Source organism: Streptomyces nanhaiensis (assembly GCF_046614825.1).
GTDB lineage: Bacteria > Actinomycetota > Actinomycetes > Streptomycetales > Streptomycetaceae > Streptomyces > Streptomyces radiopugnans.
The window spans coordinates 1-14,386 of sequence record NZ_JBKJFM010000151.1 but is presented as its reverse complement, the minus strand read 5'-3'; the positions used below and the strand labels follow the sequence as shown (position 1 = coordinate 14,386).

11 protein-coding genes are annotated in these 14,386 nt (G+C 73.9%); 5 read left to right on the top strand and 6 right to left on the bottom strand.

Features of this window, described 5'->3' with window-relative positions; genetic code table 11:
- Nucleotides 1-655: LacI family DNA-binding transcriptional regulator (locus tag ACLIYP_RS24980; protein ID WP_412715367.1), on the top strand; the 655-nt coding region annotated here is incomplete at its 5' end.
- Between the two features lie 145 nt (nucleotides 656-800).
- Entirely contained in the window at nucleotides 801-2,186 is a 1,386-nt protein-coding gene (locus ACLIYP_RS24975) for a hypothetical protein (protein WP_412715366.1), read from the top strand.
- A gap of 136 nt (nucleotides 2,187-2,322) precedes the next feature.
- Here ACLIYP_RS24975 and ACLIYP_RS24970 read toward each other — a convergent pair whose 3' ends face one another.
- The gene (locus ACLIYP_RS24970; RefSeq protein WP_412715365.1) at nucleotides 2,323-3,738 is read right to left on the bottom strand and encodes a S28 family serine protease; all 1,416 of its coding nucleotides are present in this window, start codon (nucleotides 3,736-3,738) and stop codon (nucleotides 2,323-2,325) included.
- Between the two features lie 173 nt (nucleotides 3,739-3,911).
- Between ACLIYP_RS24970 and ACLIYP_RS24965 the strand changes: the two genes are divergently transcribed.
- Entirely contained in the window at nucleotides 3,912-4,466 is a 555-nt protein-coding gene (locus ACLIYP_RS24965) for an NUDIX domain-containing protein (protein WP_412715364.1), read from the top strand.
- A 17-nt stretch (nucleotides 4,467-4,483) separates the two neighbouring features.
- Nucleotides 4,484-4,705, top strand: coding sequence for a hypothetical protein (locus tag ACLIYP_RS24960; RefSeq protein ID WP_412715363.1), 222 nt, complete (start codon nucleotides 4,484-4,486; stop codon nucleotides 4,703-4,705).
- 56 nt (nucleotides 4,706-4,761) lie between these two features.
- Here ACLIYP_RS24960 and ACLIYP_RS24955 read toward each other — a convergent pair whose 3' ends face one another.
- The 3 genes from ACLIYP_RS24955 to speB form a co-directional block, all read right to left on the bottom strand.
- The gene (locus ACLIYP_RS24955; protein WP_412715362.1) at nucleotides 4,762-8,649 is read right to left on the bottom strand and encodes an ABC transporter ATP-binding protein; all 3,888 of its coding nucleotides are present in this window, start codon (nucleotides 8,647-8,649) and stop codon (nucleotides 4,762-4,764) included.
- A 437-nt stretch (nucleotides 8,650-9,086) separates the two neighbouring features.
- Nucleotides 9,087-9,389 (bottom strand): hypothetical protein, encoded by a 303-nt coding sequence (locus tag ACLIYP_RS24950; RefSeq protein WP_412715361.1) that lies wholly within the window; start codon nucleotides 9,387-9,389, stop codon nucleotides 9,087-9,089.
- Nucleotides 9,390-9,842: 453 nt separating this feature from the next.
- Entirely contained in the window at nucleotides 9,843-10,826 is a 984-nt protein-coding gene (speB, locus tag ACLIYP_RS24945) for an agmatinase (RefSeq protein ID WP_412715360.1), read from the bottom strand.
- A 191-nt stretch (nucleotides 10,827-11,017) separates the two neighbouring features.
- Between speB and ACLIYP_RS24940 the strand changes: the two genes are divergently transcribed.
- A complete protein-coding gene (locus ACLIYP_RS24940; protein ID WP_412715359.1) occupies nucleotides 11,018-11,812 on the top strand; it encodes a phosphatase in 795 nt (264 codons plus the stop codon).
- Nucleotides 11,813-11,830: 18 nt separating this feature from the next.
- On the opposite strand, the gene tesB is transcribed toward ACLIYP_RS24940, so the two are convergent.
- Entirely contained in the window at nucleotides 11,831-12,754 is a 924-nt protein-coding gene (gene tesB / locus ACLIYP_RS24935) for an acyl-CoA thioesterase II (protein ID WP_412715358.1), read from the bottom strand.
- A gap of 55 nt (nucleotides 12,755-12,809) precedes the next feature.
- Nucleotides 12,810-13,967: an acyl-CoA dehydrogenase family protein gene (locus ACLIYP_RS24930; RefSeq protein ID WP_412715357.1), complete on the bottom strand. Its 1,158-nt coding sequence runs from the start codon at nucleotides 13,965-13,967 to the stop codon at nucleotides 12,810-12,812.
- Nucleotides 13,968-14,386 lie beyond the last annotated feature (419 nt).

Below are 14,386 nucleotides of genomic sequence, written 5' to 3'. Positions count from 1 at the left end.
CGCCGCCGCGGTTGTCGGGGGCCAGGGCGGCGGGAAGGGCGCCGGGCCGGGTGGCACCGGGGCGCCGCTCACCGTGGCCTTCGACAACCGCGGCGGCGCCCGCCGCCTGACCGGGCACCTCCTCGCCCTCGGCCACCGCCGCATCGGCTACGTGGCGGGCCCGGCCGAGCGCACCACCACCCGGCACCGGCTGGAGGGCCACCGGGCCGCACTGGCCGACCACGACCGCGACCACGGCAGCGACCACGGCAGCGACCACGGCCAAGGCCTGCTCGCGGAGGCCGACCGCCTCACCGTGCACGGCGCGTACGACCGCTCCTCCGGCTACGACGGCGCCCTGGAGCTGCTGCGCCGCGAGCCGGGCCTGACGGCCGTGCTGGCCGCCAACGACACCGTCGCCCTCGGCGTCTGCGCCGCTCTGCGCGAGGCGGGCCTGAGCATCCCCGGGGACGTCTCCGTGGCCGGCTTCGACGACCTGCCCTTCAGCGCGGACGCCTCCCCCGCCCTGACCACCGTCCGTATCCCGCTCCACGAGGCGGGCGCCCGCGCCGGACGGCTGGCGCTGGGCCGGGAGTCGGCTCCCCCCGGGGGCGTGGCGACCGTCCGCACCGAGCTGATGGTCCGCGCCTCGACCGCTGCCCCGCGCGCCAACTGACCTTCCCCGCAAGCCGCTTGGCGGAATCCTCCGGCCGGGCCGCCCGCACCTGCGGTCATGTGCGCTCGGTAGTCTTCGGGCGACCTGATCGATGCGACGGGGGGAATCGGCAGGGAACGCCTCCCCCTGCCCGAGGAGGCGTTCGGTGGGAACCGTGAGGAAGGCACTCGTCGCCGTGGTGGCCGCGGGGATGCTGGCCGCGTGCGGCGGGAGCGGCGACGAGGGGGGCGCGGGCGGGGCCGAGTCCGCCGGCGGACTCGGCAAGCCGCCCGCCGGAGCCGGGAAGCCGCTCAAGACCCCGGTGAGGGCCCCGGAGGGCTTCGACACCTCCAAGGGCTGGCAGGAGACCCTCACCTGGCTGCCCGAGGGCGCCCTGACCGCCCCGGTGGACGCCGCGCCCGAGGCGGGGGTCGTCGCCTTCCTCCAGCGCGACGGCGAGGCCTACACCGTGGAGGCCCGCGACGCGGTCACCGGCGCCCTGCGCTGGAAGGGCGAGCCCTGGGAACCGCCGGCCGCCGAGGACGGCGGGGGCCTGTCCGCGCGGGCGCCGCAGGTCCCCCACCTCCTCGTCGTCCGCGGGAAGGGGCGCGAGTACGTCGTCGTCTGGGCGCACGGCCTCCGGGGCGAGGACGCGCTCAGCAAGGGCGAGAGGGTGGTCTCCCTGGCCCTCTACCCGGCGGACTCCTCCGGGAAGGAGGCCGCTCCCGCCCGCACCGTCACCGTCCCGGCCGACACCCGCTCCGGTGACGTCGAGGTGCGCGACGGCGGGGGCGGTCTCCTGGTCCGCTGGAAGGACCTCGGCTGGAACGCCGCGGTGGTGGACGTCTCCACGGGCCGGTTCGAGACGTACCCGGCCGACCAGAAACTGCCCGTCTACTGCCAGAAGGTGGGCTGCGGCAACGGCGAGGTGGGCGCGCTGTCCCCGAACGGCCCGGTGGTCGCGCTCTCCACCCTCGGCTTCGGCGTCCCCGGGGGCTGGCAGGCGAGCGACGCCGTCCCGCCGGGCGTCGACACGGAGGAGTACGAGAGGTACAGGGACGGCCGGATGTGGACGACCGTCGGCGACCACGTCCTCTCCTCCTGGAACGCCGAGGACGACCCCCTGGGCCGGCCGGTGTGGGCCGTGCACGACCTGAGCACCGGGAAACTGGAGATGTCCGCCCTGTGCCACACCACGGAGCGGTCCGCCGCCGCGCCGCCCCGCACCGCGCTCTCCCCCAACGGCCGCTACGCCGTCACCGGCGCCCTCGCCCTCGACTTCGAGCGAGGCGAGGCCCACTGCTTCGGGGAGACCGACGAGCGCAAGGGCGTCCGGCTGCTGTCCGTCGGCGACGACGGCACCGCCTACGGCCACACCGGAGGCGGCGGGGCGACCGAGAGCGCACCCGTCGCCGTGTCCCTCGCCACGGGCGAGGCCGAGGCGCTGCCCCGGGACACCGAGATCCCGTTCCTGTCGCTGCCGGAGGCGGGGGGCTTCTCCCCGGCGGCGGACGGGGGCGGACTGCTGTTCGTCTTCCACCCGCGCGGCTGAGCGCGCCCCCGGGCGCACCGTCCGGGCGGTGCGCCCGGAGGTGCGCCCGGAGGTGCGCCCGGACACGGCGGTGGGCGCGACCGGACCACCGGCCGCGCCCACCGTCCCCGTGTACGTTCCGTGCGCGGTGCGCGCCCTACGGGCGCAGCATCCGCCGGTCGGCCTTGTCGGCCCGGTCCAGCTTCGCGTCGTACGGCGCGAGCGGCGCCGCCTTCCGGTTCGCCGGCGCGTCGGCGTCCAGACCGGCCCACCGCATCAGGGCGCCGGTGGCGAGGGCCCGGTCGTCCTCCTCCAGCCCGGCGATGTTCGCGCCGTGGTTGGCGCCGGGCGCGGTCAGGACGTAGGAGTCCTCACTGCCGCGGCCCAGCCGGAAGGGCTCCGCTCCCCACGGGTCGTTCTCGCCGTAGACGAACAGCATCCGCTCGGCGTCCTTGCGCACCCACTTGTCGATGTCGCGCATCGCCTTCCTGTCGAAGCTCATCGGGATGTCGCGCGGGACGTAGGAGCGCGGGTCGTAGATGCCGGGGTAGCGCAGCAGCCCGTCCAGGTGCGGGGTGCCGAAGCTCGGCGCGCCGAGCTGGGTGCCGGCCTGGTAGTAGTACGGCGTGTAGTACTCCAGGCCCTGGTCGGTGTAGAAGGAGAAGCCCGCCACCTGGTCGACGAAGGCGTACAGCTCGTCGGTGCTAGCGCTCGCCGCGGGCACCTGGCCGCAGTCGGACTCCGATCCGTACTGCCACCAGGCCCACACCAGGTCCAGGCCCACGTTCTCGAAGGCCTTGTCGGCGCTGCCGACGGTGGTGAAGGTGTAGCCCTCCTCCTTCGCCCACGCCTCGTAGCGGGCCACGATCTCGTCGCGGCGCACGAAGACCTCGCGCTGCACGGCGTTCAGCCGCTCGCGGCACTCGGCGGTGGAGACGGTGGCGAAGAACTCGTCGTAGGCCGAGTCCTCCTTGTTGTCGACGTCGTTGGGCGCGACGTAGGCGACCGTGCCGTCCATGTCGTCCGGGTAGAAGCGGCGGTAGTACGTGGCCGTCATCCCGCCCTTGCTGCCGCCGGTGGAGATCCACTCCTCGTCGTAGATCCGGTGCAGGGCGCGGAAGATGCGGTGCTGGTCGCTGGCCGCCTGCCAGATGTCGAGCTTGGACCAGTCGGCGGGCTGGGGCCGCGACGGGGTGAAGAAGCGGTACTCCATGGAGACCTGGTTGCCGTCGGTCATCCTCGTCGGCTCGCTGCGCGAGGGCGTGGTGCGCAGCCCGTAGCCGGAGGTGTAGAAGACGGTGGGCCGGTCATCGCCCTTGTGCAGCACCGTCAGACGCTGCTCGAAGGTGCCCTCCGAGGGCCTGCGATGGTCGACGGGCTGCCGGTAGCCCAGTACGAAGAAGCGGTAGCCGTCGACCGGCTTCTCCTCGATCAGGCGCATCCCCGGTATCGCGAGGATGCGGTCCTCGATGTCGGTCCCGGCCGCGGTGGCGGCCCCCGCCGACGCGCTGCCGACGCTGACGGTGCCGATGAGCACCAGCAGGGTCAGCAGGGCTCTGAGCGCCTTGCGCATGTATGCCCTCCCATGGGCTTGTCCGTGAACGCGGCGAACCTATCCGGCGCAACACCGGGCCCGCCAGACCGGGTTGACGCCGGAAACCGGGGAGCTCGGCCGCCGCGTCCCGCACCGCCGGCCGTTCCCGGCCCCGTACCGCGGGCACCGGCGGCGGGCGTACGCTCGCCGCCATGACCGACGCCATGACCGACGCCGCGACGGACAGCACGACGAACTCCGGGACGGACACCGGGGCGGACACCGCGACGGACGGGCGGACCCCGCTGGCGCGCGGACCGCTGGGCATGGAACTGCTGGGCTTCCACCGGGAGCCGGAGGACGCGGCATTCGACGACGCGCGCGTGGGCTACGTCCTGGTGGCACTGTGGCACCAGGGGCGGCTGCTGATGGTGCGGGTGCGCGGGCGCGACTGCTGGGAGCTGCCGGGCGGCCGGATCGAGCCCGGGGAGACGCCCCGGCAGGCGGCGGTGCGCGAACTGCGGGAGGAGACCGGCCAGGAGGTGGCGCCGGAGCGGCTGCGGTTCGCCGGTTTCGCCCGCACCGCGCTCGGCCCCGGGCGCCGGGTGATGTACGGCGCCCTGTTCACCGCCGAGGCGGACGCGCCGGCCCCGTTCACCCCCGACGAGGAGATCGCCGCCGTCCACTGGAGGGAGGGCGACGAGCCGCTGGAGGGCGGTGTGGTGCAGACGGTGGACGAATATCTGGCTGCGCTCTGCCGCCCCTGACCCGTACGGTCGCCCGTATGCCCGCACCCGGAGGTTTCTCCTACGACGCGTACGGCGACGGCACGGTGACCGTCGCCCACCACGGCCGCCCGGTCACCACCCTGCGCGGTGAGCGCGCCCGGCGCTTCCTGGCGGAGGTGGAATCGGGCGACCCGCAGCGGGTGATGGCCCGCTGGACGGGGAACTACCGGCGCGGCAACGAGCGCACGGCCCGCGACCACCCGCGCAACCGCCGCTGAGCGCGCCCCTTCGCCGAGCGCGCCCCGGTCGAAGGGGCGCGCTCACGCCTCCGCGCTCACACCCCCGCGCCCGCCGGCACGCCCGCGTAGGTGCGCCACAGCTCCGCGTACCGCCCGCCGCGCTCCAGCAGTTCCGCGTGGGTGCCGTCCTCCACCACCCGGCCGTGGTCCAGGACCACCACCCGGTCCGCGCGGGCGGCCGTGGTGAGGCGGTGGGCGACGACCAGGGTGGTGCGGCGGCCCGCCAGGCGGTCGGTGGCCTGGTTGACCAGCGCCTCGGTGGCCAGGTCCAGGGCCGCGGTGGCCTCGTCCAGCAGCAGGATGTCGGGGCGCACCAGCTCCGCGCGGGCCAGGGCGATCAGCTGCCGCTGCCCGGCGGAGAGGTTGCGCCCCTTCTCGGCGACCGGGTGCAGATAGCCGCCGGAGAGCGTGGCGATCATGTCGTGCGCGCCGACCGCCCGCGCGGCGGCCTCCACCTCGGCGTCGGTGGCGTCGGGGCGGCCGTAGGCGATGGCGTCGCGCACCGTGCCGGGGAAGAGGTACGACTCCTGCGGCACCACCCCGAGCCGGTGGCGGTAGCCGGCCAGGTCCAGCTCGCGCAGGTCGACCCCGTCCACCCGGACGGTGCCCGAGGTCGGGTCGTAGAACCGGGCGACCAGCTTGACCAGCGTGGACTTGCCCGCGCCCGTCTCGCCGACGAAGGCGACCGTCTGCCCGGCGGGGATCGTCAGATCCACGCCGGACAGCGCGTTCTCGCCGCCGCCGGCGTCCGCGCCGTCCGCGCCCGCGCCGTCCCCGGCGTTGTACCGGAAGGCGACGTTCTCGAAGACGATCTCGCCGCGCAGCCGGCCCACCTCGCGCGGCCTCTCGGGCAGCGGCGTCGTCGTCCGCTCGCGCAGCAGCTCCTGGACGCGGCCCAGGGAGACGACCGCCTGCTGGTAGCCGTCGAAGACCTGCGAGAGCTGCTGCACGGGGGCGAAGAACAGCTCGATGTAGAGCAGGTACGCCACCAGCGCGCCCGCCGTCAGCGTGCCGCCGCCCACCCGGTTCGCGCCGACGACCAGCACGGCGGCGGTCGCCAGGGAGGCGAGGAACTGGATGAAGGGGAAGTACACCGAGATCAGCCACTGGCCGCGCACACGCGCCCGGCGGTAGCCGTCGCTGAGCTCGGCGAAGCGTCGCGCGTCGCGCTCCTCGCGGCGGAACGCCTGCACGATCCGCAGACCGGCGACGCCCTCCTGGAGGGCTGCGTTGACGCCGCTGACGCGCTCGCGCGCCAGCTCGTAGGCCTTGATGCTCTGGCGGCGGAAGAAGACCGTGCCGATCACCAGCGGCGGCAGGGTCGCCAGGACCACCAGCGCGAGCCCGGCGTCGATGACGACGAGGGCGACCATGATGCCGAAGAAGGTCAGCACCGCGACGATCGCCTGGACCAGCCCGGTCTGCAGGAAGGTCGTCAGGGCGTCCACGTCGGTGGTCATCCGGGTCATGATCTTCCCCGTCAGCTCGCGCTCGTAGTAGTCGAGCCCGAGGCGCTGGAGCTGGGCGAAGATCTTGACGCGGAGGGTGTAGAGGATCCGCTCGCCGGTGCGGCCGATGGCGCGGCTCTCCCCAATCTGCGCGGCCCACTGGACGAGGACGACGACCAGCGCCAGCGCGGAGGCGGCCCAGACCGCGCCGAGCGCCGCCTGCTGGACGCCCTCGTCGATGCCGTGCCGCACCAGGACCGGCAGCAGCAGTCCGGCGACCGCGTCGATCACGACCAGCAGCAGGCTCAGCAGCAGCGGCCCGCGGAAGCCGCGCAGCAGATGGCGCAGCCCGTAGGCGGACTCGGCGGCGGTGGCGCGCTCCTCGTCGATGCCGGGGGTGTCGGTGGCCGGGGGCAGGGCGGCGACCTTGTCGAGCATCTCGGGGGTGGCCGGGACCCCGGCCAGGGCTCCCGCGAAGCCCGGCCCGCCGATGGCGGGGGCGGGCGCGCCGGGGGTGGTGGCGGCGCTGTCCTCCGGGTCACCCTCCTTGATCCACAGCTCGGGGGTGACGCCGTCGACCCGGCCGTCGGACTCACCGTCCTCCGCCGCGTCCCCGGACACCTCCCCGGACTCCTTGCGGGACGCGGCGGCCTGCCCGGCCGGGTCGCGCTCGACGCCGCCCAGCTCGTCGGGGTCGCTGAGCAGCCTGCGGTACAGCTCGCAGCGCTCCTGGAGCTCGGCGTCGGTGCCTACGTCCACCAGCCGCCCGCCGTCGAGCACGGCGATGCGGTCGGCCAGGGAGAGGGTGGAGCGGCGGTGGGCGATCAGCAGGGTGGTGCGGCCGGCCATCACACCGCGCAGCGCCTCGTGGATCTCGTGCTCCACCCGGGCGTCCACGGCGGAGGTCGCGTCGTCCAGCACCAGCAGCCTGGGGTCGGACAGGATGGCGCGGGCCAGGGCGATGCGCTGGCGCTGGCCGCCGGAGAGGGTCAGGCCCTGCTCGCCGACGGCGGTGTCGTAGCCCTCGGGCAGGTCGGAGACGAAGCCGTCGGCCTGGGCGGCGCGCGCGGCGGCCCGCACCTGCTCGTCGGTGGCGCCGGGGTGGCCGTAGGCGATGTTGGCGCGGACGGTGTCGGAGAACAGGAAGCTGTGCTCGGGCACCAGGCCGATGGCCGCGCGCAGCGAGGCGGAGGTCAGCTCGCGCACGTCGTGGCCGCCGACCCGCACCGCGCCCGAGGTCACGTCGTAGAAGCGCGGCAGCAGCAGCGAGACGGTGGACTTGCCGCTTCCGGAGGTGCCGACGACGGCGACGGTCTCGCCGGGCGAGATGCTCAGCGAGAAGTCCTCCAGCACCGGCCGCGCGTCGGGGCCGGTGTCGTAGGCGAAGCCGACGCGGTCGAACTCGACGGTGGCGGGGGCGTCGGCGGGCAGCTCGCGGGCGTTCTCGCTCTCGCGGATGGCCGGCTCGGTGTCGATCAGCTCCAGGACGCGCTCCACGCCCGCCCGCGCCTGCTGGCCGACGGTCAGCATCATGGTCAGCATCCGCACCGGCCCGACGAGCTGGGCGAGGTAGGTGGAGAAGGCGACGAAGGTGCCCAGGGTGATCTGGCCGCGGGTGGCCATCCAGCCGCCGAAGGCCAGCATCGCGACCTGGCCCAGGGCGGGTACGGCCTGCAGGGCGGGGGTGTAGCGCGCGTTCAGCTTCACCGTGCGCAGCCGGGCGGCGAACAGCTCGCGGCCGGCCGCGCGCAGCTTGCCGGTCTCCTGCTCCTCCTGGCCGAAGCCCTTGACCACGCGAACGCCGCCGACCGCCCCGTCCACCACACCGGCCACGGCGCCGGCCTGGGCCTGGGCGTACCAGCTCGCGGGGAAGAGCCGGTCGCGGCTGCGCCGGGCGATGAACGTCAGGGCGGGGGCGACGGCCAGCGCCACCAGCGTCAGCAGCGGGGAGAGGTAGACCATCACGACCAGCGAGATGACGAAGAGCAGGATGTTGCCGATCATCATCGGCGTCATGAACAGCAGGCCCTGGATGAGCTGGAGGTCGCTGGTGCCCCGTCCGACGACCTGGCCGGTGGACAGCTCGTCCTGCCGCCGCCCGTCGAGGCGGGTGATGGAGTCGTACATCTCGGTGCGCAGGTCGTGCTGGACGTCGAGCGCGAGTCTGCCGCCGTAGTAGCGGCGCACGTACGTCAGCCCGTACACCGCGACCGCGGCGGCGACCAGCAGCCCGATCCACAGGCCGAGCCCGTCACCGCCGCCTATGACGATGTCGTCGATGACCACCTTGGTGACCAGGGGGACGAGCGCCATCACGGCCATGCCGGCGAGCGAGGCGCCCAGCGACAGCAGCACGTTGCGGCGGTACCGCCAGCAGTACGCGGTCAGCCGCCGCGCCCAGCCCGGCCGCCGCGCGTCGCCGGCCTCCCCCGTGTCCCCGGCTTTCCCGGTGTCCCCCGCCTGCGTGCCCGCCACTTCCGGTTACCTCCCGCTGGCCGTGCGTCGCCGTGTGCGACCGTGTGTCGCCCTGTGTGTCCACTGCACCAGTGGACCAACGCGCGGGCGACCGTATTTCATCCCGCTGGAGGGGAGGCGGACCGGCTCTCCGGTGGTGGGGACCGCGTCGGCCCCGTCGGCGAGGAGCCGTGAACGACAGGGGGCGCGGCCCGGAGAGCCAGGCATTCTCTCCGGACCGCGCCCTTGGTGGGCCGCGGCGTCGACGGGCGGTGCGTGCCAGCACCCCCCACAGGACCGGCTCCCCGCCCGTCCGCTCGATCGGCCCGCCCCGCGGTGAGGAGGGACCGCGGGGCCCGCCGGAACGCTCGCGCCGCCTGTCCGGGGCGTGCACGGCGACCGGCCGCTTCAGTGGGGTCCCAGGTGGTGCGGACCCCGGTTTCCGCCGGAGGGTTCCGTCAGATGGCGAACACCTCCGCGCCGTTCCCCTCCGTGCCGCTCCCCTCCGCGCCGTCCGGCCACACGCAGAGGACCTCCGGCGCGGAACGGCTCCCGGAACTCCCCGGGCTTGCGGAGCCCGCGAAGGCGCAGACCGGCGCATCCGCGCCGTCCGCCTCCCCCGTGCGCTCCGGCGCGGCGGCGAGCACCAGCGCCGAGGGCGCGCGGGGCGCCGGCGCGGCGAGTGCCGCGCCGCACAGCGGGGCGAGCGTGCCCGCGGCCAGCAGGCCGCTCACCAGGGCGCACTTCACCGCGTTCCGCATGACGCGTCCTTCCGTCGGGGTGTAACGGATAGCGAACGTGAGTCTGTCGGGAAGCGGCGTCGGATGCACCTTCGACGATCATTTCGAGTAACGTTGCGTGTTAAACCAGTAGCCTGCTGTAACCCCGGGGGGTACGGGGCGCATGCGCCGGTCACCAGCGACGATGTGATCGATCGTTTTCACCGGCTTCGAAACCCTGTGCTTACGTCCGGATACGCACTGCTCCAAACGTGACCGAAAAGCAGGGGGTCCCGGCCGCTGGAGCCCGCGCGGGAACGCGCCGCGACCACGCCTCCGGAAGCGGTTGCAGCCGCAATAACCACCGTCACCCCGCGAGGGACGGCCCACCGCCGGGGTGCCCCTCGTCTCCCTCGCCCCCCGGGACCGGTGTCCCGCCGGTGGCCCCCTGGGTCACCGCCCGGACGGCCGGTGACCCAAGGGCGCGGGCCGGGCCTACCGCTCCGCGGACTCCCGCTCGGCCGCGATCCGCCGGGCCATCAGCGTCGTCAGCTCGTAGGCGGTGTGGGATGCGGCCACCGAGGTGATCTCGGCGTGGTCGTAGGCGGGGGCGACCTCCACCACGTCGGCCGAGACCAGGTTGCAGGAGGCCAGCCCGCGCAGGATCTCCAGCAGCTCGCGGGAGGTCATGCCGCCCGCCTCCGGGGTGCCGGTGCCGGGCGCGTGGGCCGGGTCGAGGCAGTCGATGTCGATGGAGACGTACAGCGGGCGGTCGCCGATGCGCTGGCGGAGCTGGTCGGCGACCTCGTCCACGCCGCGCCGCATCACGTCGGCGGAGGTGACGATGCCGAAGCCCATCTTGGCGTCGTCGGTGAGGTCCTTCTTGCCGTACAGCGGGCCGCGGGTGCCGACGTGGGAGAGCGCGGAGGTGTCGAGGATCCCCTCCTCCACCGCGCGCCGGAAGGGCGTGCCGTGGGTGTACTCGGCGCCGAAGTAGGTGTCCCAGGTGTCCAGGTGGGCGTCGAAGTGGAGCAGGGCGACGGGACCGTGCCTGCGGGCCACCGCGCGCAGCAGCGGCAGGGCGATGGTGTGGTCGCCGCCCAGCGTCATCAGCCGGGCGCCGGTGTCCAGGAGTTCGCCGGCCGCCTGCTCCACCGTCTCGACCGCCTCGTGGATGTCGAAGGGGTTGGCGGCGATGTCGCCCGCGTCGGCGACCTGGGCGAGCGCGAAGGGCGAGGCGTCCTGGGCCGGGTTGTACGGGCGCAGCAGGCGGGACGCCTCCCGGACGGCGTTGGAGCCGAAGCGGGCGCCCGGCCGGTAGGAGACGCCCGAGTCGAAGGGCACCCCGACGACGGCGACGTCGGCGCGGCCCACCTCGTCCAGGCGGGGCAGGCGGGCGAAGGTCGCCGGGCCCGCGAAACGCGGGACGCGGGAGGAGTCGACGGGTCCGCGGGGCTGCTGCTGCTGGTCGCTGCTCATGCGGCCGAGGGTAGGCAGGGGTCCTTCCCCGCTGACATGGACGGATCCGACAGTCGCCCGCACCCTTTTGGACGGCCTGTACATCAGGCGGCGGGCACGGCGGGGCACCGCGCGGGCACGGCGGGGGACGGAGAGGGCGCCACGGGCCGAAGCCGATCGCCCGGCGGGCACCCTCGGGGGACAATGCCCCCATGCCGATAACCGCCGCCCCCTCCCGCTCCGAGCTGATCGACCACCTCGTCCGCACCCGTATCGCCGGAGACGTCGCCACTCCGCGCGAGAACAACCTGGACCACTACCGCAGGCTCGCCAACGGCGACCGGTACTACTGGCTGGGTCTGGAGCTGGGCGACCGCTGGGCCGACGAGCAGGACGTGCTGGCGGTGATGGCCGAGCGCTGCGGGGTCGTCGACGATCCCGGGCACCGCCAGGGCCAGGACACCATCGACCCGGAGCTGACGGTGGCCGCCCTGGACCGGGCCGCGGCCGAGCTGCGCAAGGCCGCGGAGGCCGGCCACCGGGTGCTGTTCGCCACCGGCCACCCGGGCGCTCTGATCGATCTGCACAGCAAGGTGGCGAACGCGCTGCGGCTGGCCGGGTGCGAGATCGTACGGGTGCCGCTGGGGCTGATCGCGGACCAGGGCGTGGTGGTGCAGCTCGCGGACATCGCGATGCACGAGCGCGGGGCGACGCTGTGGCACACCCACTCCCCCGAGCCGATGACCGCGATCCTCGACGCCCTCCGGCGCGAGGGCGAGCCCCTGCCGGACCTGGTCTTCGCCGACCACGGCTGGGCGGGCTGCGCGGCGCAGCGCGGCATCCCCACGGTCGGCTTCGCCGACTGCAACGACCCGGCCCTCTTCATCGGCGAGGCCGAGGGCACCCTCGCGGTCGCCGTCCCCCTGGACGACCATGTGATCAATCCGCGCTACTACGAGCCGATGACCGCCTATCTGCTGGAGGCTGCGGGCCTGACGCCCGCGTAGCGGGGCCGGGCGCCGCCCTCAGCCGCGCGGCACCCGCACCACGCCCTCCTGCATCACCGTGATCGCCAGCCGTCCGTCGGCGGTGAAGATCCGGCCGTGGCCCAGCCCGCGGCCGGCCTGGGAGGTGGGGCTGGACTGGTCGTACAGCAGCCACTCGTCCACCCGGAAGGGGCGGTGGAACCACATCGCGTGGTCCAGGCTCGCGCCCACCACGTCCCCGACCGTCCAGCCGCCGCGGCCGTGGGCGAGGAGGACGGGCTCCAGCAGGCTCATGTCGGAGACGTAGGCGGCCAGGCAGAGGTGGAGCACCGGCCGGTCGAGGTCGCCGTCGAGCTTGCCGGCCGTGCGGAACCAGACCTGGGAGCGCGGCTCGCGCGGCCGTCCGGCCGTCGCGTACGGCGGTTCGGTGACGTACCGCAGGTCGACCGCCGCCCGCGCCTCGGCGAGGCGGCCGGCGACGCCGGGGTCGCTGAACAGATGGGCGTGGCGGGGCAGCAGGTCGGTGGAGTTCGGCAGTGTCTCCGGGTCCGGGGCGGCCGGCATCGGCTCCTGGTGCTCCAGCCCGTCCTCGCCGGTCTGGAAGGACGCCGACAGATGGAAGATCGGCTGCCCGTGCTGGACGGCGACGACCCGGCGGGTGGTGAAGGACCGCCCGTCGCGGATTCGGTCGACCGTGTAGACGATCGGCGCGTCCGGATCGCCGGGGCGCAGGAAGTAGGCGTGCAGCGAGTGCGCGAGCCGGTCGTCGGGGACGGTGCGGAAGGCCGCGACGAGCGCCTGCGCGGCCACCTGCCCGCCGAAGACCCGGGGGACGACCGCCGAACGGCTCTGACCGCGGAAGATGTCGCGGTCGATCCGCTCCAGGTCGAGCAGGCCGACCAGGTCGAGCAGGGCGGACGGGGGCGCCTCGCCGGCGCCCGCGCCCGTGCCGTCGTTCGTCATGGAAGGTGCGTGTCCTCCGCTCGGTCCCGTTCCCGGGCGTCCCGTCCCCGGCTCCTCACAGGCCCATCGACTTGGCGATGATGGACCGCATGACCTCGCTGGTGCCCCCGTAGATGCGGGTGACGCGGGTGTCGGCGTACAGGCGCGAGATGGGGTACTCCCGCATGTAGCCGTAACCGCCGTGCAGCTGGAGGCACTTGTCGATGACCTTGGCGGCGGTCTCGGTGGTGAACAGCTTGACGGAGGCGGCGTCGGCGGGGGTCAGCTCCCCGGCGTCCAGGGCGTCCAGCGCGCGGTCCACGACCGCCTGCATGGCGTCCACGTCCGCCTGGCAGTCGGCGAGCACGAACTTGGTGTTCTGGAAGGAGGCCACGGGCTTGCCGAAGACCGTGCGGTCCCCGACGTACTCCCGGGCGAAGCGGACGGCGGCGGCGGACTGCGCGTAGGCGCCGACCGCGATGCCCAGGCGCTCCTGCGGGAGGTTGTGGGTGAGGTAGGAGAACGCCTTGCCCTCCTCGCCGAGCAGGTCCTCGACGGGGACCCTGACATCCGTGAAGGACAGCTCGGCGGTGTCGGAGGACTTCAGGCCCAGCTTGTCGAGGTTGCGGCCGACGGCGTAGCCCTCGCTCCTCGTGTCCACCACCAGGATGGAGATGCCCCCGCGGCGGTCCTCGGGGGTCGGCGGGGCGGTGCGGCAGCAGACCAGGACGCGGTCGGCCTGGACGCCGCCGGTGATGAAGGTCTTGGCGCCGTTGAGTATGTAGTGCGTGCCGTCCTCGGACAGCTTCGCGGTGGTCTTCATACCGGCCAGGTCCGAGCCGGCGCCGGGCTCGGTCATGGCGATGGCGGTCATCATCTCGCCGGTGACGAAGGGCGGCAGCCAGCGCTGCTTCTGCTCCTCGTTCGCGTACTTCAGCAGATAGGGCAGGCACAGCGCGGTGTGGACGCCGGAGCCGCCGAAGCTGACGCCGGCACGGGCGGTCTCCTCGTAGATGACCGCGCTGTACTTGAAGCTGGTCTCTCCCGCGCCGCCGTACTCCTCGGGCACCTCGATGCCGAAGACGCCCAGCTCACCGAGTTTCAGGTAGAGCTCCCGGGGGACGTAGCCCTGCTTCTCCCACTGCTCGTAGTGGGGCACGACCTCGGCGGCGATGAAGTCGCGGATGGTCTCGCGGAACGCCTCGTGGTCCTCGTTGAACACCGTGCGACGCACGTCATCGCCTCCTGGGGCCGAAAAAACTAAGCGCTTGCTCAGACGCAAGCTACCGAAGGGTCGAATCGGCTGTCCAGGGGTGTTCCGGCGGTTGTCCGCCGCTGTGGGCGGTGTCATACGCGGTCATACGCGGTCATGCACAGTCATGCGGCCATGCAGCCATGCGCGGTCATACGCGGTCATGCACAGTCATGCGGCCATGCAGCCATGCGCGGTCATACGCGGTCATACGCGGTCATACGCGCACGGCGGGCGCCGGCGCGGGGCCGGACGGGGCTCGCGGCAGGGTCCGCGGCGCGGCCTCAGCCCTCGGCGCCCGCCCCGCCGTCGTTCACGCCGTCCCCCACACCGTCCTCCGTACCGCCCTCAGCGCCGTCCTCCACGCGGTACACGCCGCCGGCCGGGCCGCCGGAGTCGCC